Source organism: Streptomyces sp. JN8, from assembly GCF_055808075.1.
Genome location: NZ_CM147852.1, coordinates 2,854,125 through 2,874,748 on the forward strand (window position 1 = coordinate 2,854,125; position 20,624 = coordinate 2,874,748).

The window sequence follows — 20,624 nt, forward strand, 5'->3', positions numbered from 1 at the left end:
GCGGCCCCGCTCAGTTGCCCGTCAGGCTCGCGACCAGCTCGTCCGAGGCGGCGTACGGGTCGAGGTCGCCCGCCACGATCCGCTCCGCGAGGGCGTCCAGACGCCGGTCGCCGTGCAGGTCGCCGATCCGCTCCCGCAGCGCCGTGACCGCGATGGTCTCCACCTCGCGCGCGGCGCGGACCCGGCGGCGCTCCGCCAGGACCCCGTGCTCCTCCATCCACGCGCGGTGCTTCTCCAGGGCCTCCACGACCTCGTCGACGCCCTCGCCGCGCGCCGCGACCGTCTTCACGATAGGCGGCCGCCAGTCGCCGGGCCCGCGCGCCTCGCCCAGCCCCAGCATGTGGTTGAGCTCCCGGGCGGTCGCGTCCGCGCCGTCCCGGTCCGCCTTGTTCACCACGTACACGTCGCCGATCTCCAGGATGCCCGCCTTGGCGGCCTGGATCCCGTCACCCATGCCCGGCGCGAGGAGGACGACGGAGGTGTCGGCCTGGGAGGCGATCTCGACCTCCGACTGCCCGACGCCGACCGTCTCCACCAGGATCACCTCGCAGCCGGCCGCGTCCAGGACGCGGATCGCCTGCGGCGCCGACCAGGCGAGTCCGCCCAGGTGGCCGCGGGTGGCCATGGAGCGGATGTAGACGCCCGGGTCGGAGGCGTGGTCCGCCATCCGGATCCGGTCGCCGAGAAGCGCACCGCCGCTGAACGGCGACGACGGGTCGACGGCCAGGACGCCGACCCGCTTGCCCGCCCGCCGGTAGGCGGAGACCAGCGCGGACGTCGACGTGGACTTGCCGACGCCGGGCGAGCCGGTCAGGCCCACCACGTACGCGCCGCCGGTGAGCGGCGCGAGCGCCGCCATGACCTCGCGCAGCTGCGGGGACGCCCCCTCCACGAGCGAGATCAGCCGGGCCACGGCCCGCGGCCTGCCCTCCCGTGCCTGGGCGACCAGAGCGGGGACGTCCACCATGTGCTGAGCTCCTTGCCTGACCTTGCCGAGGTGACTTACTTGCCGGCGACGCGGACGATCAGCGCGTCGCCCTGACCGCCGCCGCCGCACAGGGCCGCCGCGCCGATGCCGCCGCCGCGCCGCTTGAGCTCCAGGGCCAGGTGCAGCACCACGCGGGCGCCGGACATGCCGATCGGGTGGCCGAGGGCGATGGCGCCACCGTTGACGTTCACCTTCTCGGGGGTAACGCCGAGGTCCTTCATTGACTGGACGGCCACCGCGGCGAAGGCCTCGTTGATCTCGATCAGGTCGAGGTCGTCGACGGTCAGGCCCTCCTTCTTCAGCGCGTGCAGGATGGCGTTCGACGGCTGCGACTGGAGCGAGTTGTCCGGACCGGCCACGTTGCCGTGGGCGCCGATCTCGGCGATCCACTCCAGGCCCAGCTCCTCGGCCTTGGCCTTGCTCATCACGACGACGGCGGCGGCGCCGTCGGAGATCTGCGAGGAGGAGCCGGCGGTGATGGTGCCGTCCTTGGCGAAGGCCGGGCGGAGCTTGCCGAGGGACTCGGCGGTGGTCTCCGCGCGGATGCCCTCGTCCTTGGAGAAGACGACGGGCTCGCCCTTGCGCTGCGGGATCTCGACCGGGGTGATCTCGGCCTCGAAGATGCCGTTCTTCTGGGCCGCGGCGGCACGCTGGTGCGAGAGGGCGGCGATCTCGTCCTGCTCGGGGCGCCGGATGCCCAGGCGGGTGTTGTGCTTCTCCGTGGACTCGCCCATGGCGATGTTCTCGAAGGCGTCGGTCAGACCGTCGTACGCCATGGCGTCGAGCATCTCCACGGCGCCGTACTTGAAGCCGTCGCGGGACTTCGGCAGCAGGTGCGGGGCGTTGGTCATCGACTCCTGGCCGCCGGCCACGACCACGTCGAACTCACCCGCGCGGATCAGCTGGTCGGCGAGCGCGATGGCGTCGAGACCGGACAGACACACCTTGTTGACGGTGAGGGCCGGCACGTTCATCGGGATGCCGGCCTTGACCGCGGCCTGGCGGGCGGGGATCTGCCCGGCACCCGCCTGGAGCACCTGGCCCATGATCACGTACTGCACCTGGTCGCCGCCGATGCCCGCACGGTCGAGGGCGGCCTTGATCGCGAAACCGCCGAGGTCGGCGCCCGAGAAGGACTTGAGCGAACCGAGCAGGCGACCCATGGGCGTACGGGCGCCCGCGACGATCACTGAGGTGGTACCGGTCGTTCCAGACATGAGGCACGGCCCCTAGGGATGAGAAGTGAACGAGGGTTTACCGCCAATGTACTGAGCGGCGGACCGCCCGGTCATCGGCCGGTCGGTGTGACGGCGCGCACGTTGCGTAACCACCCCGGCGGCGCTGCACTGGAGGCATGCTGACGCGAATCGACCACATCGGGATCGCCTGTTTCGACCTGGACAAGACCGTCGAGTTCTACCGTGCCACGTACGGTTTCGAGGTCTTCCACTCCGAGGTCAACGAGGAGCAGGGCGTCCGCGAGGCCATGCTCAAGATCAACGACACCTCGGACGGCGGGGCCTCCTACCTCCAGCTCCTGGAGCCCACCCGGGAGGACTCGGCCGTGGGCAAGTGGCTGGCCAAGAACGGCGAGGGCGTGCACCACATCGCCTTCGGGACGGCCGACGTCGACGGCGACGCCGAGGACATCCGCTCCAAGGGCGTCCGGGTCCTCTACGACCAGCCGCGGATCGGCTCGATGGGCTCCCGGATCACCTTCCTGCACCCCAAGGACTGCCACGGCGTCCTCACGGAACTGGTCACCTCGGCGGAGCCGTCGGCTGACCACTCCTCAGCGGAGCACTGACCTCCGGATTCCTGGCCCGGTAGAGTGGGCGGCTCCGGGCCGGGGCCGGTCGGGGCCGCTCCGTGCGGCACCGTAGTCGGGATGTCGGGGTCGTCCGATCTGCCACGATTCCCCGGGGGTCCGTCCTCAGCCGTGAGGTCGGACTCGTCGGAGTTGCGAACAGGGTTGGGGTCTCCCCTGCTCGAAGAGCTCGGGGAAGGATGGACCGCGCAGTGCGGGGCTACGAACGCCAGGAGAGCCACCGAGCTGAAGACGACCATCTCGCCAGGTTCGAAGCCGAGATGGACCGGCTGAAGACCGAGCGCGAGAAGGCCGTTCAGCACGCCGAGGATCTCGGATACCAGGTCGAGGTCTTGCGCGCCAAGCTCCACGAGGCGCGGCGCACCATCGCGTCCCGGCCCGCCTACGACAGCGCGGACATCGGCTACCAGGCCGAGCAGCTCCTGCGGAACGCGCAGGCGCAGGCCGAGCAGCTCCGTCAGGACGCCGAGCGCGAACTCCGCGACGCCCGCGCGCAGACGCAGCGCATCCTCCAGGAGCACGCCGAGCACCAGTCCCGGCTCCAGGCCGAACTGCACAACGAGGCGGTGCAGCGGCGCCAGCAGCTGGACCAGGAACTCAGCGAGCGCCGCCAGACCGTCGAGGCGCACGTCAACGAGAACGTCGCCTGGGCCGAGCAGCTCCGCGCCCGCACCGAGTCCCAGGCCCGCCGCCTGCTGGAGGAGTCCCGCGCCGAGGCCGAGCAGTCGCTCGCCACCGCGCGCGCCGAGGCCACCCGGCTCGCCGAGGAGACCAGCCGCCGCGTCGGCTCCGAGGCCGAGGCCGCCCGCGCCGAGGCCGAAGCGATTCTGCTGCGCGCCCGCAAGGACGCCGAGCGCCTCCTCGGCGCCGCCTCCAGCCAGGCGCAGGAGGCCACCAGCCACGCCGAGCAGCTCCGCTCCAGCACCGCCGCCGAGACCGACCAGGCCCGCCGACAGGCCACCGAGCTCTCCCGCGCCGCCGAGCAGCGCATGCAGGAGGCCGAGGAGCGGCTGCGCGCCGCCCGCGCCGAGGCCGAGAAGGCCCTCGCCGAGGCCAAGGACGCCGCCGCCAAGCAGCTCTCCACCGCCGAGTCGGTCAACGAGCAGCGCACCCGCACCGCCAAGACCGAGATCGCCCGGCTGGTCGGTGAGGCCACCAAGGACGCCGAGGCGCTCAAGGCCGAGGCCGCGGAGAAGCTCCGCGAGGCGACCGCCGAGGCCGAGAAGCTCGTCTCCGAGGCCTCCGAGAAGGCCCGTACGGTCGCCGCCGAGGACTCCGCCGCGGCGCTCGCCAAGGCCGCCCGGAACGCCGAGGAGATCCTCACCAAGGCGTCCGACGACGCCCGCGAGACCACCCGCAAGGCCTCCGAGGAGGCCGAGCGGATCCGCCGCGAGACCGAGGCGGAGATCGACCGGCTGCGCTCCGAGGCCGAGGAGCAGGCCGACGAACTGCTCGGGTCGGCGAAGGACGACACCAAGGAGTACCGCGCCAAGACGGTCGAGCTGCAGGAGGAGGCCCGCCGGCTGCGCGGCGAGGCCGAGCAGCTGCGCGCCGAGGCCATCGCGGAGGGCGAGCGGATCCGCGGCGAGGCGCGCCGCGAGGCCGTCCAGCAGATCGAGGAGGCGGCCAGCACCGCCGAGGAACTCCTCACCAAGGCCCGTACCGACGCCGACGAGCTGCGGACGAAGGCCGGCGCCGAGAGCGAGCGGGTCAAGTCGGAGGCCGTGGAGCGCGCCCAGACGCTCCGGGCGCAGGCCGAGGAGACCCTGGAGCGCACCCGCGCCGAGGCCGAGCGGCTGCGCGCCGAGGCCGAGGAGCAGGCCGAGTCGGTCAAGGCGGCGGCCGAGGAGGCCGCGGCCGGGCTGCGCGCGGACGCCGAGCGGGCCGCCGAGGCCCGCCGCGCGGAGGCCGCCGAGGAGCTGACCCGGCTGCACACCGACGCCGAGGCGAAGGTCGCGGCGGCCGGGGAGGAGCTCACCGACGCGCGCACCGAGGGCGAGCTGATCCGGCGCGAGGCCGCCGAGGAGACGGAGCGGCTGCGGACCGAGGCCGCCGAGCGCATCCGTACGCTCCAGGAGCAGGCCGAGCAGGAGGCCGAGCGACTGCGGGCCGAGGCCGCGTCGGACGCCTCCGCCACCCGGACCGAGGCGGAGAGCGCGGCGGGACGGTTGCGCACCGAGGCGGCCGGGGAGGCCGAGCGGCTGCGGTCGGAGGCCCAGGAGACCGCCGACCGGGTGCGCGCCGAGGCCGCGGCCGCGGCCGAGCGGGTGGCCGCGGAGGCCGCCGAGGCGCTGGCCGCCGCCCAGGACGAGGCCGTGCGGCGCCGCCGGGAGGCCGAGGAGACCCTGGAGTCGGCCCGTTCCGAGGCCGGCCGGGAGCGCGAGCACGCCCGCGAGCAGTCCGAGGAACTCCTCGCCGCCGCCCGCAAGCGCGTCGAGGACGCGCAGGTCGAGGCGCAGCGGCTGGTCGACGAGGCCGAGGCGCGGGCGACCGAGATGCTCACCACGGCCGAGCAGACCGCCCAGGAGGTGCGGGACTCGGTGGCCGGTCTGCGCGAGCAGGCCGAGGAGGAGATCGCCGGGCTGCGCAGCGCCGCCGAGCACGCGGCCGAGCGGACGCGTTCCGAGGCGCAGGAGGAGGCGGACCGGGTCCGCGCCGACGCCTACGAGGAGCGGGAGCGGGCCGCCGAGGACGCCACCCGCACCCGGACGCGTGCGCAGGAGGAGACGGACGCCGCGAAGGCGCTGGCCGAGCGGACGGTCGCCGAGGCGATCGCCGAGTCGGAGAAGCTGCGGACGGACACCGCCGAGTACGCGCAGCGGGTGCGCACCGAGGCGACGGACGCGCTCGCCGCGTCCGAGCAGGACGCGGCCCGCACCCGCGCCGACGCCCGCGACGACGCGAACCGGATCCGTTCGGAGGCGGCCGAGCGCGCCGAGTCGGTCGTCGGCGAGGCCCGCACCGAGGCGGAGCGGATCGCCGCCGAGGCGGAGCAGATCCTGGACGAGGCCCGTCAGGCGGCGGACAAGCGCCGCGGCGACGCCGCCGAGCAGGCGGACGCCCTCCTCGCGGAGGCGACCTCGGAGGCGGAGCGGCTCACCCGGGAGACGAACGCCGAGGCCGAGCGGCTCACCGCCGAGGCGGTCGAGCTCATGGAGACCGCCGAGCAGGACGCCCGGCGCCTCCGTACCGAGGCCGAACAGGTCAAGGCCGACGGGGAGGCGCACGCGGAGGCGCTGCGGGCGGCCGCGGTCGCGGACGGCGAGCAGGTCCTCGACGAGGCCCGCAAGGCCGCCGACAAGCGCCGCGCCGACGCCGCCGAGCAGGCCGACGCCCTCATCGCCGAGGCGACCTCGGAGGCGGAGCGGCTCACCCGGGAGACGAACGCCGAGGCCGAGCGGCTCACCGCCGAGGCGGTCGAGCTCATGGAGACCACCGAGCAGGACGCCCGGCGCCTCCGTACCGAGGCCGAACAGGTCAAGATCGACGGGGAGGCGCACGCGCAGGCCCTGCGGAACGCGGCCCTGGCCGACGGCGAGAAGGTCCTCGACGAGGCCCGCAAGGCCGCCGACAAGCGCCGCGCCGACGCCGCCGAGCAGGCCGACGCCCTCATCGCCGAGGCGACCTCCGAGGCGGAGCGGCTCACCCGCGAGACGAACGCCGAGGCCGAACGGCTCACCGCCGAGGCGGTCGCGGAGGCCGAGCGGCTCACCCGCGAGGCCGCCGAACTCGCCGATTCCGTCACGGCGGAGGCCCGCGCCGCGGCCGAGGCGACCGTGGGCTCCGCCCGGCAGGACGCCGAGCGGATCCGCACCGAGTCCGAGCGGCTCGGGGCGGAGGCCGAGGCGGCCGCCGAGCAGATGCGCTCGGAGGCCCGCACGGAGGCCGACCGGACCCTGGACGAGGCGCGGGAGGCCGGCGCGCGGAAGCGTTCCGACGCGGCCGAGCAGGCCGACCAGCTCATCGGCAAGGCGCAGGAGGAGGCGCTGCGCGCCACCACCGAAGCCGAGTCGCAGGCCGACCTGATGGTCGGCGCGGCCCGCAAGGAGGCCGAGCGGATCGTCGCCGAGGCGACGGTCGAGGGCAACTCCCTGGTCGAGAAGGCCCGTACGGACGCGGACGAGCTGCTCGTCGGGGCCCGCGGCGACGCGACGGCGATAAGGGAGCGGGCCGAGGAGCTGCGGGGCCGGATCGAGGGCGAGATCGAGGAACTGCACGAGCGGGCGCGCCGCGAGAGCGCCGAGCAGATGAAGACGGCGGGCGAGCGGGTCGACAACCTGGTGAAGGCCGCCACCGAGCAGCGGGCCGAGGCCGAGGAGAAGGCCAAGGAGCTGGTCTCCGAGGCGAGTTCCGAGGCGAGCAAGGTCCGGATCGCCGCCGTCCGCAAGGCCGAGGCGCTCCTGAAGGAGGCCGAGCAGAAGAAGGCCTCGCTCGTCGCGGAGGCCGAGGCCATCAAGGCCGAGGCGGAGCGGGCGCTGGCGGAGGCGCGGGCCGAGGCCGAGCAGACGGTCGAGGAGGGCCAGCGCGAGCTGGAGGTGCTCGTGCGGCGCCGCAAGGACATCAATGCCGAGATCTCCCGTGTCCAGGACGTGCTGGAGGCGTTGGAGTCTTTCGAGACCCCCTCCGCCGGCGCGAAGTCCGCCGGGACAGCGGGTGTCAAGGCGGGCGCTTCGGCGGGTTCCACTCGTTCGAGTGGCAAGTCCCAGGACGGCTAGCCACTCAAAAGGCTGGACATTCTCCAGATCAAACGGGCATACGCTCGATGACACGCCGCTTCGGCCCCTAGGATTCCCTCTAACACCTCACCGGTCTCATTCGACAGGAAACCCATGAGCGACACATCCTCCCCCTTCGGCTTCGAGCTCGTGCGGCGCGGTTACGACCGCGGTCAGGTGGACGACCGCATTACCAAGCTCGTTTCCGACCGCGACAGTGCGCTGTCCCGCATCACCTCCCTGGAGAAGCGCATCGAGGAACTCCACCTCGAGACGCAGAACGCCCAGGCTCAGGTCACCGACGCCGAGCCGTCGTACGCGGGGCTCGGCGCCCGGGTCGAGAAGATCCTCCGGCTCGCCGAGGAGGAGGCGAAGGACCTGCGTGAGGAGGCCCGTCGCGCCGCCGAGCAGCACCGTGAGCTGGCCGAGTCGGCCGCCCAGCAGGTGCGCAACGACGCGGAGTCCTTCGCGGCCGAGCGCAAGTCGAAGGCCGAGGACGAGGGCGTCCGGATCGTCGAGAAGGCGCAGGGCGAGGCCAACACGCTGCGCGCCGAGGCGCAGAAGGACGCGCAGTCGAAGCGCGAGGAGGCGGACGCCCTCTTCGAGGAGACCCGCGCCAAGGCCGCCCAGGCCGCCGCGGACTTCGAGACCAACCTGGCCAAGCGCCGCGAACAGTCGGAGCGCGACCTGGCCTCGCGTCAGGCCAAGGCCGAGAAGCGCCTCGCCGAGATCGAGCACCGCGCCGAGCAGCTCCGCCTGGAGGCCGAGAAGCTGCGTACGGACGCGGAGCGCCGGGCCCGTCAGACGGTGGAGACCGCGCAGCGCCAGGCCGAGGACATCGTGGCCGACGCGAACGCCAAGGCCGACCGGATCCGCAGCGAATCGGAGCGCGAGCTCGCGGCGCTGACGAACCGCCGGGACTCGATCAACGCGCAGCTGACCAACGTCCGCGAGATGCTGGCGACGCTGACCGGTGCCGCGGTGGCGGCGGCCGGATCCCCGATCGACGACGAGCGTCCGGCCGGCGTCCCGGCCCAGCAGTCCCGCTGACGCGCCCGCCGCGTACGGCCGCCCCCCGTACGGCCGTCCGGGTGAGCGCCGTCGACCTGACGGACAACCGGTAACGAGTTCGTAGCGTTCCCCAGAACCCCCTGTCATTCCGGTGGCGGGGGGTTTTGCGCGCCCGTAGGTTGGATCTCATGATCGAGCTTGAGGGCCTGACCAAGCGATACGGGGCGAAGACCGCGGTCGACCACCTGTCCTTCCAGGTGCGTCCTGGGGTGATCACGGGCTTCCTCGGGCCCAACGGGGCGGGCAAGTCGACGACGATGAGGATGATGCTGGATCTGGACAACCCGACGAGCGGGACGGTCCGGATCGACGGCAAGCACTACCGGGAGCTGGAGGAGCCGCTGAAGTACATCGGCGCGCTGCTCGACGCCAAGGCCATGAACGGCGGCCGCTCCGCGTACAACAACCTGCTGTGCCTCGCGCAGTCGAACCGCATCCCGGAGCGCCGGGTGGGCGAGGTGCTGGACCTGGTGGGTCTGACGCCGGTCGCCCGGAAGAAGTCGAAGGGTTTCTCCCTCGGCATGGGGCAGCGCCTCGGGATCGCGTCGGCGCTGCTCGGCGATCCCGAGATCCTCATGTTCGACGAACCCGTCAATGGTCTGGACCCCGAGGGAATTCACTGGATCCGCAATCTGATGAAGGCGTTGGCGGCCGAAGGCCGGACGATCTTCGTTTCCAGCCATCTCATGAGTGAAATGGCGCTGACGGCCGATCATCTGATCGTGATCGGGCAGGGAAAGCTGCTGGCCGACACGTCGATGGCGGATTTCATCCAGGAGAATTCCCGGAGTTATGTGCGGCTGCGTTCCCCGCAGCAGGAGCGGCTCCGGGACGTGCTGCACGCCCACGGGTTCGTCGCCGTGGAGGCGGGCAGCGGCAACCTGGAGGTCGACGGGGCGACGACCGAGAAGCTGGGTGAACTCGCCGCCGAGAACGGGCTCGTGCTGCACGAGCTGAGCGCCCAGCGCGCCTCGCTCGAAGAGGCCTTCATGCAGATGACCGCCGGTGCGGTGGAGTACCACGCGCACGGCACCGATGTACACGGTGGCGCCCCGGCGCCCGGCCCCCAGTGGGGCACGACCTCCCAGGGAGCCTGAGCCATGGCAGCGGTATCCGCGGTCCTGCAGTCCGAGTGGACCAAGATCCGGACGGTGTCCTCGACCGTCTGGACCCTGGCGAGCGCCCTGATCGTCACGGTGGCGATCGGCGCGGCGCTGTCCGCCGTCTTCAACTCCACCTTCGACGACCTCAGCGAGGTCGAGCGGGCGACCTTCGACCCGACCCTGGTGAGCTTCTTCGGGATGACCCTGGGGCAGCTGGCGATGGTCGTCTTCGGCGTCCTGGTGGTGGGGACCGAGTACTCCTCGGGGATGATCCGCACCTCGCTGGCGGCCGTGCCCCAGCGGGCGACCTTCCTCTTCTCGAAGATCGCGGTGGCCGGCGGGCTGGCCTTCGCCGTGGGCCTCGCGACGAGCTTCCTCGCCTTCTTCCTCGGGCAGGCGCTGCTCGGCGAGCACAGCGCCTCGATCGGCGACGACAACGTGCTGCGGGCGGTGATCGGCGGCGGGCTGTACATGGGCCTCATCGCGCTGTTCTCCATGGGCGTGGCGGCGATGCTGCGCTCGTCGATGCTGTCGCTCGGCATCCTGATGCCGTTCTTCTTCCTGGTCTCGCAGATCCTGGCGGCCGTGCCGAAGGCCAAGGAGGTGGCCCGCTACTTCCCCGACCAGGCCGGCTCGAAGATCATGCAGGTCGTCCCGGACGCCATGAACACGGAGGAGGCTCCCTACGGCCCGTGGGCCGGGCTGGGGATCATGGTGCTCTGGGTGGTGGCGGCGCTGGCCGGCGGTTACCTGGTGATGAAGAAGCGGGACGCCTGACCCCGAGGGACCTCCGGGGGCCCGGCGCAGGTCCCGCGGGATCGCGCCGGGGCCCCTTGCGGGACAACCCTGAGGTTTCCCCCGGAGCGGGCCCGGAGGTCTTCTCCGCTTCGCCGGAACCGTCAACGGCTGGATAAGCTCCTAGCTCATACGGGGGGCTCCGGCCGACGGCCGCCACGCCCCGACCATGGTGCGACCGACCTGGCGATGGGGCTGGAGAATGATCGAGGCAGTCGGCCTGACGAAGCGCTACGGCGCCAAGACGGCCGTGTACAACCTTTCCTTCCAGGTGAGGCCCGGTGTCGTCACCGGCTTCCTGGGACCGAACGGGTCGGGCAAGTCGACCACGATGCGGATGATCCTGGGGCTCGACCAGCCGTCCGCCGGGCACGTCACGATCGGCGGCCACCCCTTCCGGCAGCTGCCGAACGCGCCCCGCCAGGTCGGCGCGCTCCTCGACGCGAAGGCCGTGCACGGCGGGCGGAGCGCGCGCAGCCACCTGCTGTCTCTCGCGCAGCTCGCGGGCATCCCGGCGCAGCGCGTGGACGAGGTCCTCGGGGTCGTCGGTCTCCAGGACGTGGCCAAGCGGCGCTCCAAGGGCTTCTCGCTCGGCATGGGCCAGCGGCTGGGCATCGCCGCGGCGCTGCTCGGCGACCCGCAGGTGCTCCTCTTCGACGAGCCGGTGAACGGCCTGGACCCGGAGGGCATCCTCTGGGTCCGGAACCTGATGAAGAAGCTCGCCGCCGAGGGGCGGACGGTCTTCGTCTCCAGCCACCTCATGAGCGAGATGGCGCTCACCGCCGACCATCTGATCGTGATCGGCCGGGGGCAGCTGCTCTCGGACATGAGCGTCAAGGACTTCATCTCGGCGAACTCCGCCGACTTCGCCCGGGTGCGGACCCCCGCGACCGAGCCGGGTCAGCGGGAGAAGCTGACGGCGGCGCTCATGGAGGCCGGCGGCCAGGTGCTGTCGGAGCCGGACGGCGCGCTGCGGGTGACGGGTCTGCCGCTGCCGCGGATCAGCGACCTCGCGCACGGCGCGGACGTACGGCTCTGGGAGCTGTCCCCGCACCAGGCCTCCCTGGAGGAGGCGTACATGCGCCTGACGCAGGGCGCCGTGGACTACCGCTCCACGGACGACCGGCTCGCGCACCTCCAGCCGCCGCAGCAGCCCGGGCAGCAGGGGTACGGCGTGCCGCCGCAGCCGGTGGTGCAGGACGTGCCGCAGCAGGGCTGGTACGCCCCGCCGCCGCCCGGGCAGAACCCGTACGCGGGAGCGCCCGGACAGCCGCCCGCGGCCGCTCCGTACGCCCCTCCGGTCCCCCCGGCCCCTCCGCAGCCGGCCACCCCCCGGCCGAGCGACACCACCAAGGACGCCCGATGACCGCCCCCGCCCCGCACCACGCCCCGGCACCGCACTCCTACGTCTCCCCGATCCCGGTCCGCAGGGCGCACCTCGGTGACGCGCTGGCCTCCGAGTGGACGAAGATCCGCTCGGTGCGCTCGACGCTGTGGACGCTCGGGGTGATGGTCCTGCTGATGCTGGCCATCGGCCTGGGCGTGGCGGCGATCGCGGCGAGCTCCGAGGCGCCGATGGGCGACGAGTCCGCGCTCGGCTTCGGCTTCTTCGGGATGCTCCCGGCCTCGATCTGCGTGATCACGCTCGGGGTGCTGACCATCGCCTCCGAGTACGGCACCGGCATGATCCGCACGACCCTGACGGCCTGCCCGAGCCGGGCCCGGGTGCTGACGGCGAAGGCGATCGTCTTCTTCCTGCTGGTCTTCACGGTGACGACGGTGGTCGCCACCCTGGTGGGACTCGGGCAGGTCGCCCTGGTGGACTCGGCGGCCGCGCCGTCGGCGTCGGACTGGCTGCGGGCGACGGTCGGCGCGGGTGCCTACCTGGCCCTGCTCGGGCTGCTCTCGCTGGCGCTCGGCACGCTCATCCGCCACTCGGCCGGTGCGATCACGGTGATGATCGGTCTGCTGCTGCTGCCGCTCGTGGCGGCCCTGTTCATGTTCTCCCCGACGCTGAAGTCGGTGCAGGAGTGGCTCTTCACGTACGCGATCCCCTCGCAGATGATCGCGCTGTACGCCGCGCAGCCGCCGTTCGGCGACGCCGGCCCGTCGGGCTGGGAACCGCTGCTGATCATGGCCGGGGTGGCGGGGGTGGCGCTGGCCGGCGCCTACGCCCTGCTGAACAGCCGGGACGTGTAGGGCCCGGCTCCGGCCTCAGTACTTCGGCGCGTTCCTGGACCGCTGCACCCTGCTGGTGCGGCGGTCCTTCGCGTTCCAGCAGGCCTTGTGCCAGTGGCGGCGGTCGTCCACGCCGCCCCACTCGGGCCAGGCGACGACGTGCGGGGCGCCGGGCGGGATCTCCTGGTCGCAGCCGGGGCAGCGGTAGCGCTTGCCGGGCGCGCTGGCTCCGGCGACCAGGCGGACGTACCACTCCTCCCCCTGCCAGGTCTCGGTGCGCTGGGCGCCGCCGTACCGGTCGCCGTGGTCGCCCTGCCGCGACTCGGGCTTCTCGCCGCCTCGGGAACGGTTGTGGCGCGGGGACACGGGCACACCTCACGGGGTCGGGGAACACGGACGGTTCCCTCCAGCCTACGGGCCGCGATGCGGTGCCCCGGGCCCCGCCGGCGGCGGCTTAGCCGAAAATCGCAAGAACTTCATGAACGGCCGTTGCCTTTGGCACGTGTCAGACGTTGGTGCCAGTGCGAGGCGAGTTACGCGTCGGCCGCAGAGGAGGCACAAGGCGATGCGCGTGGGTACGTTCGTTCTGGCAGCGCAGTTCCCGGGCCAGGGGCAGGGTGAGGCCCTGCACCGGGCGGTGCGGACGGCCGAGGTGGCCGAGGAGGCGGGCCTCGACTCGGCCTGGCTCGCGGAGCACCACTTCGTGCCGTACGGGGTCTGCCCCTCGGCGGTGACGCTGGCCGCGCTGCTCCTGGGCCGTACCAGAAGGCTGCGGGTGGGCACGGCGGTGAGCGTCCTGCCGAACGTCCACCCTGTCGCGCTGGGCGAGCAGGCGGCGCTGCTGCACCTCACCTCGGGCGGCAGGTTCACCCTCGGGGTGGGCCGGGGCGGCCCCTGGGTCGACCTGGAGGTCTTCGGCGCGGGCCTCGGCGCGTACGAGGAGGGCTTCCCCGAAGCGCTCGACCTGCTGCTGCGCTGGCTCTCCGAGCCCCGGGTGGGAGCCGAGGGAGAACGATTCGCCTTCCGCGAGGTGCCGGTGGTCCCCCGCGCCGACGAGCTGATCGGCGGGGACCCGGCGCCCGAGGTCGTCGTCGCCTGCACCTCCCCGCGGAGCGTGCGGCTGGCCGCCGAGCGCGGACTGCCGATGCTGCTCGGCATGCACTGCGGGGACGAGGAGAAGGCGGAGATGGTCGCGGCCTGGCGGCGCTGCGCGCGGGAGGCCGGCCGGGACCCGGACGAGATCGCCCGGATCGGGGCGCAGCACGTCTCGGCGGGGGTGGCCCAGCTCGCGGACCGGGCCGCGGACGCGGCCGAGGCCCTGGTGAAGGCGATGCCGGGCTGGTTGAAGCAGGGGCTGGACGCCCATGTCACCGTCGACGGCCGGCACCGGGCGATGCGGGACCCCGTGGCGTACACCGAGCTGCTCTGCGGGCTGCACCCGGTGGGCACCCCCCGGAGCGCGGCGGACCGGCTCGCGGCGACGGCGGAGCGCACGGGCATCACCCGCTACGCCCTGCTCGCCGAGGGCACGGGCGACCTCGCTGCGACCGAGGAGAACGTGCGGCGGCTCGGCACGGAGGTCCTGCCGCTGCTCGTCTGACCCCTGGGACGGACGTGCGATCCGTACGGGCGGGGGCGGGCCGTCCGTGCGGGCGGCGCACGGTCGTTCGGGGCTGTGCTGCCGCTCCGGCACCTCCGCGCGGCGATGCGCGTCGGCACGCATCGACCGTGTCTCCCGCGATGCGGAGCGACAGCACCATGTCTCAGCAGTCGCGCAGTTCCGGCGACTGGTTCAGCAGCTGCCCCCGTACGGACGTGAAGCGGGCGAGCCGCTCGTCCACCGACGGGTCCAGCGGGAAGACCGCCACCCGGTGGCAGTTCTGGAAGGCGAGACGCACCCCGAAATGCCGCTGCAGCGCACCACGAATGGCGTCGCTCGCGAGCGCGCGCAGCAGCTGACCACGTGCCTGCTCATTCGGCGGCGGCGTCTGGTTGTCGGCGAACTCTCCGCCGTCGACCTTCAGCTGGGCCACCAGAGAACTGATCATCTCCCATGCGTAGGGCAGGGAGGTCCGGACGCAGTCGACGAAGTCGGCTTCGTCGACCTCGCCTCGCTCGGCCTGTTCCAACAGTGCCGGTGAGACGTCGAGCGACATGGGTTCTCCTCTCGCGACCCCGCGCACGGGGTCTTGCGGGCAGGGCGAAGGCCGGGCCGCCCGCCACGCAGCGTGCACGGACGACGACCTCCAGCTTCCACGGTAAGCGCGCAGTCCTGCACGCACCAGGAGATGGGGAGTACAACCGGCTGATAACCGACGGGTGTTCGGCTCAGGATCATGCCCGCGGGAGGCCGGGGCGATGCCCGAATCGCGCGGAAGAGCGCCCGTCTTGTAGCGTTGCCGACCATGCGTCTCGTCATCGCCCGTTGCTCCGTGGACTACGCGGGCCGGCTCACGGCCCACCTGCCCTCCGCGCCCCGTCTGATCCTCGTCAAGGCAGACGGCAGCGTCTCCATCCACGCGGACGACAGGGCGTACAAACCGCTCAACTGGATGTCCCCGCCCTGCACGCTCAAGGAGGGCGCCGGCGACGAGGCGGGCGTCTGGACCGTGATCAACAAAGCGGGCGAGAAACTGATCATCACGATGGAGGAGATCCTCCACGACTCCTCGCACGAGCTCGGGGTGGATCCCGGCCTCATCAAGGACGGCGTCGAGGCCCACCTCCAGGAGCTGCTCGCCGACCGCATCGAGATCCTCGGCGAGGGCTACTCCCTGATCCGCCGCGAGTACCCGACCGCGATCGGACCGGTGGACATCCTCTGCCGGGACTCCGACGGGGCGACGGTCGCGGTCGAGATCAAGCGGCGCGGTGAGATCGACGGCGTCGAGCAGCTGACCCGCTACCTGGAGCTGCTCAACCGCGATCCGCACCTCGCGCCGGTCCGGGGCGTCTTCGCGGCGCAGGAGATCAAGCCGCAGGCCCGGGTCCTGGCGACGGACCGCGGCATCGGCTGCGTGGTCCTGGACTACGACGCGATGCGGGGCATCGAGGACGACAAGCTGCGGCTGTTCTGAGGACGGCGGGCGGTACGGGGAAGGCCCCGGGTGCGGTGGACGCGCCCGGGGCCTTCCCCGTACCCGGGGTCCGTCAGGCGGGCGTCCCGGAAGAGGTGACGTCGCCGGGGGCGGGGCGGGTGTCGCCCAGGGTCGAGGAGGCGGAGATGCTGGGGCTGTTCTCCTCCTCCGTCGTCGGGGAGGTGGTCGGCGGGTCGGTGGTCGGCTCCGGCGCGGTCGTCGTCACCGGCGGCGTCGTCGTGGTCGGGGGCTTCGACGTCGTGGTCGGGGGCTTCGGGGGCGTCGTCGTGGGCCCGGACGGCCCGGTGGTCGGACCGGTGGGAGCGGTCGTCGTGGTGGGCGGCGGGGTCGTCGACGGGCTGTCCGAGGTCGACGGGGTGCCGGAGCCGTCGGGGGTCCCCGAGTTCGACGGGTCCGCCGGGTCCGTGGACGAGGCGCTCCCGGAGGCGGAGGGGCTCGGGGAGCCGGAGCTGCTGGGGCCGCCGGTCTCGCCGGGTCCGCCCTCCTCGCCCTCGGCGGGCTCCTCGCCGTCGGTGCCGTCGTCGAGGGGGTCGTCGGTGGCCGTGCTGTCGGAGGTGACGTGGTTGGTGGCCGGGTCCTCGCCGTTCCCGGAGGTCGCGCCGAGCGTGACGACGGTGCCGAGGACCGCGACGAGCAGCGCGCCGGCACCGACGGCGGCGAGGTTGCGGCGCGCGCCGCTGATGATGCCGCCCCGGAGGCTCGGGCGGCCGGCGCCCTTGTCGGTGTCGGGGCGGGTGATGAGCGTCGGGCCCTCGTCGGCGAAGTCGGGGAACGCGGGCATCGCGGCCCGGGCCGTGCCCCCGGGGGGACCGCCGGGGGCCGGCGCCTTGGCCGGGAAGGCGACGGGCGGGGTCGTGGCCGGCGAGGGCGCCGACAGCGCCGGGAAGGGCTCGGCCGCCGGTCTGCGGCCGGGGCCCCGCAGGGAGGGCACGCCGCGGGGCGGTGAGACGGGCTCCTCGGCGCGGGGGGCCGGGGCGGCGTGCTCGCCGGAGAGGTCGGCGACCAGGGCGAGGGCGCGGCGGCCCGCGACGGTGCCGCGCTTGTCGGCGAGCACCCCGCGCATGCCGATGGAGGCCTCCAGCTCGGCGCGGGCCCGCTCCAGGTTTCCGGCGCACAGGGCGAGGACACCGAGCTCGTGGTGGAAGTAGGCCTCCTCGGCGACCTCGCCGGTGAGCCGGGCGGCCTCCTGTCCGGCGCGCAGCGCCCGCTCCCAGGCGCCCCAGTGCAGTCCGGCGGCGAAGGCGGGGGCGGCGGCGCGGGCGAGCAGGACGGCGGTGGCGCGGTGCTCGGCCTCCGTGTCGGGGGTGCTCCCGTTGCCGGCGACGAGGACGGAGAGGGCGGCGAGCAGGGCGTCGGACTCGGCGGCCGCCCGCTCGGGGGTGACGGAGGGGTGCGCGGCCCACCAGGCGTAGTGCTGGGCGGCGGTGTGGGCGCGGTCGGCGGCGGCGTGGGCGGGCTCGTACCCCTGGGCGAGGAGCTGGGTGAGGACGCCGGCGGCGAGCCGGTAGCGGGGGCCGACCGGGGAGAGCAGGCCGCAGGCCCGCAGTTCGCCGAGGGCGGCGTCGGCGTGGGTGTCGCCGACGAGGGCCGGCAGGTGGGCCTGGTGCGGGACCTCGCCGCCGAGGGCGACGGCGAAGCGGAGGGCCGTCTGGGCGGAGCGGCTGAGGCGGGAGGCGAGCAGGGCGGCGGGGGCGGCGCCCTCGCCGAGGCTGGGCAGGGGTATCTCGCGGAGTTCGACGTCGGGGTCCTCGACTCCGTCGAAGGCCGCGGCGGCGGCGGCCGCGGCGGCTTCCGGGTCGAGGGGCCCGAAGGCCTCCTCCAGGGCGCCGAAGGCGTCGAACTCGGCGGGGGTGACGCGGAGCCGGTCGCGCTGGCGGAGCAGGGCGCCGGCCTGGACGAAGCGGAGCGGCAGCCCCTCGGACTCGAACCAGAGGTCTCCGGCCCAGTTGGCCTCGTCGTCGCTGAGGGTGCGGCCGACGGCGCTCTCCAGGAGTTCGATCGCGGCGCCGCGGCCGAGGCCGGCGAGGTGGATGTCCTCGACGTGGGCGTCGGGGGACGGCGCGGGGGTGTCGGGTCCGGCGGCGAGCAGGAAGGCGCACTCGGGGGCGGCGGCGAGGAACTCGTCGAGGGCGGCGCCGCCGAACTCCAGGTCGTCGACGAGCACGACGGCGCCGATCTCGCGGAGCCGTTCGTGGAGCACGTCCTGGCCGGGCCGGTGGTCGGGGGCGTGCCGGACGGCGGCGAACAGTTCGTGGAGGAGTTCGGCGGGCGTGCGGTGGTGGCCGGAGAGCCGGACGACCCCGTCGGGGGCGAGGTCGGCGCAGTCGGCGGCGACGGCGTCGAGGAGGGCGGTGCGGCCGGATCCGGCGGGGCCGCTCAGGCGGGCGGAGCGGCCGCGGCCGAGGATGCCGGCGAGCCGCTCGCGCTCCTCCTGGCGTTCGAGCAGGGGCAGCGCGGGCGCGGCCGGGCCCGGCGGTACGGGCGGGGCGGCGGCGCGGGCGGCCTCGGCGCGCTCCTCGGGGGTGCGGGGGCGGGGGGCCTCGGGTTCCTGGCCGGGCGGGCAGGGTTCGATCTCGCTGCCGTCGACCGGGTTGACGGTGACGAGCAGGTCGCCGGAGACGAGCCGGACGACGCGGGCACGCGCGGGTGCGGGGGCCGGGGCGGGGGCGCCGCGACCCTGGCGGGCGTCGTCGCCCTCGCCGTCGTGTCCGTACTCCTCCGGCCCGCGGTTGATCGGGTCCATGGTCCAAGCCCCCAAGAAGCGGTGTCCGGTGCCCGCCGGGTGGGTCCGTCAATGTGCAGGCGACCGAACCCTAGACCGTGGTCAGGCGCTCGGGAACAGGTGGGGTGCCCACGAGACCCAGTCGTCACGGTCTTGTGAGGATTGCGCGTGACGCCGGGTTCGCACGGCTGCTTCACACGGGTGTCACCGGCGGGTCGTCCCGCACCGGGCCGGCCCGGCTCCGGGTGGTCACACCCGGGGCAGGGACTCCAGCGCGAGGCCGCCCTCGATGGCGAGGATGCGGTGCAGCTTGGTGGCGACGAGCAGTCGCTGCATCTGGGGCGGCACCCCGCGCAGGACGAGTCGTCGGCCGCAGCGGCCCGCGCGCCGGTGGGCGCCCATGATGACGCCGAGTCCGGTCGCGTCCCAGGAGTCGAGGCCGGTCAGGTCGAGCACCAGGTCGCCGACGCCGTCGTCGACGGCCGAGTGCAGGACCGTACGGGCGTCCGCCGCGCTGCGGACGTCGAGGCGGCCCCCGACGACCAGCTCGACTTGGTCGCCCCTGATGTGCATATGCGCTCCCCGAGAGTGCTCCGTCTTCGCAACAACTGACTGCCGCACCGGCAGATACGTTGCGCCTTGTCAGCGAACCGATACCGAAATTCACCCCACGGGGTGAGGCGGGGTGGCGGGCCGTGCTCAGTACTTGTAGAAGCCCTGCCCGCTCTTGCGGCCGATGTCACCCGCGTCCACCATCCGGCGCATCAGTTCCGGCGCCGCGAACTTCTCGTCCTGGGACTCGGTGTAGATGTTGGTGGCCGCGTTCACCAGGATGTCGATGCCGGTGAGGTCGGCGGTGGCGAGCGGGCCCATGGCGTGGCCGAAGCCGAGCTTGCAGGCGATGTCGATGTCCTCGGCCGTGGCGACGCCGGACTCCTGGAGCTTGGCGGCCTCGACGACGAGGGCGGCGATGAGCCGGGTGGTGACGAAGCCGGCGACGTCGCGGTTGACGACGATGCAGGTCTTGCCGACCGACTCGGCGAACTCCCGCGCGGTGGCGAGGGTCTCGTCGCTGGTCTTGTAGCCGCGGACGAGCTCGCAGAGCTGCATCATCGGGACCGGGGAGAAGAAGTGGGTGCCGACGACGGCCTCGGGCCGGGCGGTCACCGCGGCGATCTTGGTGATCGGGATAGCGGAGGTGTTGGAGGCGAGGACGGCGCCGTCCTTGGCGACCTTGTCGAGCGAGCGGAAGATCTCGTGCTTGACGTCGAGGTTCTCGAAGACGGCCTCGACGACGATGTCGGCGTCGGCGACGGCCTCCAGCTCGGTGGTGGCGGTGATGCGGCCGAGCGCGGCCTCGGCGTCGGCGGCGTCCAGCTTGCCCTTGGCGACGAACCGGTCGTACGACGCCTTGATGCCGTCGGTGCCCCGGGTGAGCGCGGCGTCGGTGACGTCACGCAGGACGACGTCCCAGCCCGCCTGTGCCGAGACCTGCGCGATGCCGGATCCCATGAGTCCGGCCCCGATGACGGCGAGCTTCCTGGCCACGATGTTCCACCCCTTAACGCCTGTTCACTTCTGGCTCTCCGGCGGAGATTAGCGGTCGGGAGGCGTCATGTGACCGTGAAGTAATGCGCGTCACGCCCTGTTTGACGGACGTCACACTCGCAGCACCCCGTTCGGGGGGTCAGTCCTCCCGTACGGCGTACGTCAGCACCTTGTCGCCGAGCAGCTCCTCGATCTCGTCGAGCAGCACGAGCGCCTCGCGGGAGACGGTGGTCGCCCGGCCGCCGGCGGTCATGGCGCGGGTGATGTAGCCGACGACGGTGGACTCGATCCAGGCGAGCTGCCCGCCGACGAGCAGCGGCAGCGGGTCGTCGGCGGGGGCGCCGGTCTCCTCGCGGAGGGTGGCGACGACGGCCTCGTGGACCTGCTGCTGGACCTGGCTCGACGCGCTCTCCCGGCTGATGCCGTTCCGGCACCTGGTGGACGCGGTCCGCGAGGCGTACCTCGGGCACTACGCGACACCGACGCTGCTGTACGGGGTGCTCGTGGCCCTGGTCGGCGCGGCGCTCGCCGTGACGGTCGGCACACGGACGTTCCAGAAGGCCGTCGTCTAACTAGGC

16 protein-coding genes and 1 pseudogene are annotated in these 20,624 nt (G+C 73.3%); 10 read left to right on the forward strand and 7 right to left on the reverse strand.

Translation table 11 applies throughout. From position 1 onward, the window contains the following. Nucleotides 1-10: 10 nt before the first annotated feature. Together meaB and ACY0MR_RS12115 are read right to left on the reverse strand one after the other, a co-directional pair. Nucleotides 11-967 carry a methylmalonyl Co-A mutase-associated GTPase MeaB gene (gene meaB / locus ACY0MR_RS12110; protein ID WP_361853498.1) on the reverse strand — a complete coding sequence of 319 codons (957 nt, stop codon included), beginning with the start codon at nucleotides 965-967 and terminating at the stop codon, nucleotides 11-13. Nucleotides 968-1,002: 35 nt separating this feature from the next. Continuing rightward, on the reverse strand, nucleotides 1,003-2,205 hold the full coding sequence (locus ACY0MR_RS12115; protein ID WP_361853495.1) for an acetyl-CoA C-acetyltransferase: 1,203 nt from the start codon (nucleotides 2,203-2,205) through the stop codon (nucleotides 1,003-1,005). A gap of 137 nt (nucleotides 2,206-2,342) precedes the next feature. Here ACY0MR_RS12115 and mce point away from each other — a divergent pair, with 137 nt between their 5' ends. The 7 genes from mce to ACY0MR_RS12150 all read left to right on the forward strand — a co-directional run bounded on the left by mce (nucleotide 2,343) and on the right by ACY0MR_RS12150 (nucleotide 12,699). Beyond that, nucleotides 2,343-2,795, forward strand: a complete 453-nt coding sequence (gene mce, locus ACY0MR_RS12120) for a methylmalonyl-CoA epimerase (RefSeq protein WP_055602101.1) — start codon at nucleotides 2,343-2,345, stop codon at nucleotides 2,793-2,795. Between the two features lie 212 nt (nucleotides 2,796-3,007). After that, nucleotides 3,008-7,531, forward strand: a complete 4,524-nt coding sequence (gene scy / locus ACY0MR_RS12125) for a polarized growth protein Scy (protein WP_473561775.1) — start codon at nucleotides 3,008-3,010, stop codon at nucleotides 7,529-7,531. Between the two features lie 114 nt (nucleotides 7,532-7,645). Then, on the forward strand, nucleotides 7,646-8,581 hold the full coding sequence (locus ACY0MR_RS12130) for a coiled-coil domain-containing protein (protein WP_030321132.1): 936 nt from the start codon (nucleotides 7,646-7,648) through the stop codon (nucleotides 8,579-8,581). Between the two features lie 149 nt (nucleotides 8,582-8,730). Next, nucleotides 8,731-9,699 (forward strand): ABC transporter ATP-binding protein, encoded by a 969-nt coding sequence (locus ACY0MR_RS12135; RefSeq protein ID WP_361853491.1) that lies wholly within the window; start codon nucleotides 8,731-8,733, stop codon nucleotides 9,697-9,699. A gap of 3 nt (nucleotides 9,700-9,702) precedes the next feature. Further along, on the forward strand, nucleotides 9,703-10,482 hold the full coding sequence (locus tag ACY0MR_RS12140; protein WP_361853488.1) for an ABC transporter permease: 780 nt from the start codon (nucleotides 9,703-9,705) through the stop codon (nucleotides 10,480-10,482). Nucleotides 10,483-10,702: 220 nt separating this feature from the next. After that, nucleotides 10,703-11,866, forward strand: a complete 1,164-nt coding sequence (locus ACY0MR_RS12145; protein ID WP_361853485.1) for an ABC transporter ATP-binding protein — start codon at nucleotides 10,703-10,705, stop codon at nucleotides 11,864-11,866. Further along, the gene (locus ACY0MR_RS12150; protein WP_361853483.1) at nucleotides 11,863-12,699 is read left to right on the forward strand and encodes an ABC transporter permease; all 837 of its coding nucleotides are present in this window, start codon (nucleotides 11,863-11,865) and stop codon (nucleotides 12,697-12,699) included. The genes ACY0MR_RS12145 and ACY0MR_RS12150 overlap by 4 nt, the downstream gene beginning before the upstream one ends. A 15-nt stretch (nucleotides 12,700-12,714) precedes the next feature. Here ACY0MR_RS12150 and ACY0MR_RS12155 read toward each other — a convergent pair whose 3' ends face one another. Beyond that, the gene (locus ACY0MR_RS12155) at nucleotides 12,715-13,044 is read right to left on the reverse strand and encodes an ATP/GTP-binding protein (protein ID WP_361853480.1); all 330 of its coding nucleotides are present in this window, start codon (nucleotides 13,042-13,044) and stop codon (nucleotides 12,715-12,717) included. A gap of 199 nt (nucleotides 13,045-13,243) precedes the next feature. Here ACY0MR_RS12155 and ACY0MR_RS12160 point away from each other — a divergent pair, with 199 nt between their 5' ends. After that, entirely contained in the window at nucleotides 13,244-14,278 is a 1,035-nt protein-coding gene (locus tag ACY0MR_RS12160; protein ID WP_388793533.1) for an LLM class flavin-dependent oxidoreductase, read from the forward strand. Nucleotides 14,279-14,441: 163 nt separating this feature from the next. Here the strand turns inward: ACY0MR_RS12160 and ACY0MR_RS12165 are convergent, their stop codons facing one another. Further along, complete coding sequence (locus ACY0MR_RS12165) at nucleotides 14,442-14,834, reverse strand: SCO5389 family protein (protein WP_015036224.1); 393 nt, start codon at nucleotides 14,832-14,834, stop codon at nucleotides 14,442-14,444. Nucleotides 14,835-15,083: 249 nt separating this feature from the next. Here ACY0MR_RS12165 and nucS point away from each other — a divergent pair, with 249 nt between their 5' ends. Beyond that, nucleotides 15,084-15,755: an endonuclease NucS gene (gene nucS / locus ACY0MR_RS12170; protein ID WP_361853474.1), complete on the forward strand. Its 672-nt coding sequence runs from the start codon at nucleotides 15,084-15,086 to the stop codon at nucleotides 15,753-15,755. A 73-nt stretch (nucleotides 15,756-15,828) separates the two neighbouring features. Here nucS and ACY0MR_RS12175 read toward each other — a convergent pair whose 3' ends face one another. The 3 genes from ACY0MR_RS12175 to ACY0MR_RS12185 all read right to left on the reverse strand — a co-directional run bounded on the left by ACY0MR_RS12175 (nucleotide 15,829) and on the right by ACY0MR_RS12185 (nucleotide 20,046). After that, on the reverse strand, nucleotides 15,829-18,519 hold the full coding sequence (locus tag ACY0MR_RS12175; RefSeq protein WP_473560688.1) for an ATP-binding protein: 2,691 nt from the start codon (nucleotides 18,517-18,519) through the stop codon (nucleotides 15,829-15,831). 228 nt (nucleotides 18,520-18,747) lie between these two features. Next, a complete protein-coding gene (locus ACY0MR_RS12180) occupies nucleotides 18,748-19,071 on the reverse strand; it encodes an STAS domain-containing protein (RefSeq protein WP_148006196.1) in 324 nt (107 codons plus the stop codon). Between the two features lie 126 nt (nucleotides 19,072-19,197). Continuing rightward, nucleotides 19,198-20,046 (reverse strand): 3-hydroxyacyl-CoA dehydrogenase family protein, encoded by an 849-nt coding sequence (locus tag ACY0MR_RS12185; RefSeq protein WP_361851653.1) that lies wholly within the window; start codon nucleotides 20,044-20,046, stop codon nucleotides 19,198-19,200. A gap of 395 nt (nucleotides 20,047-20,441) precedes the next feature. Between ACY0MR_RS12185 and ACY0MR_RS12190 the strand changes: the two are divergent. Next, a pseudogene (locus ACY0MR_RS12190) lies at nucleotides 20,442-20,618 on the forward strand (ABC transporter permease); the annotation flags it as partial. Between the last annotated feature and the right edge of the window lie 6 nt (nucleotides 20,619-20,624).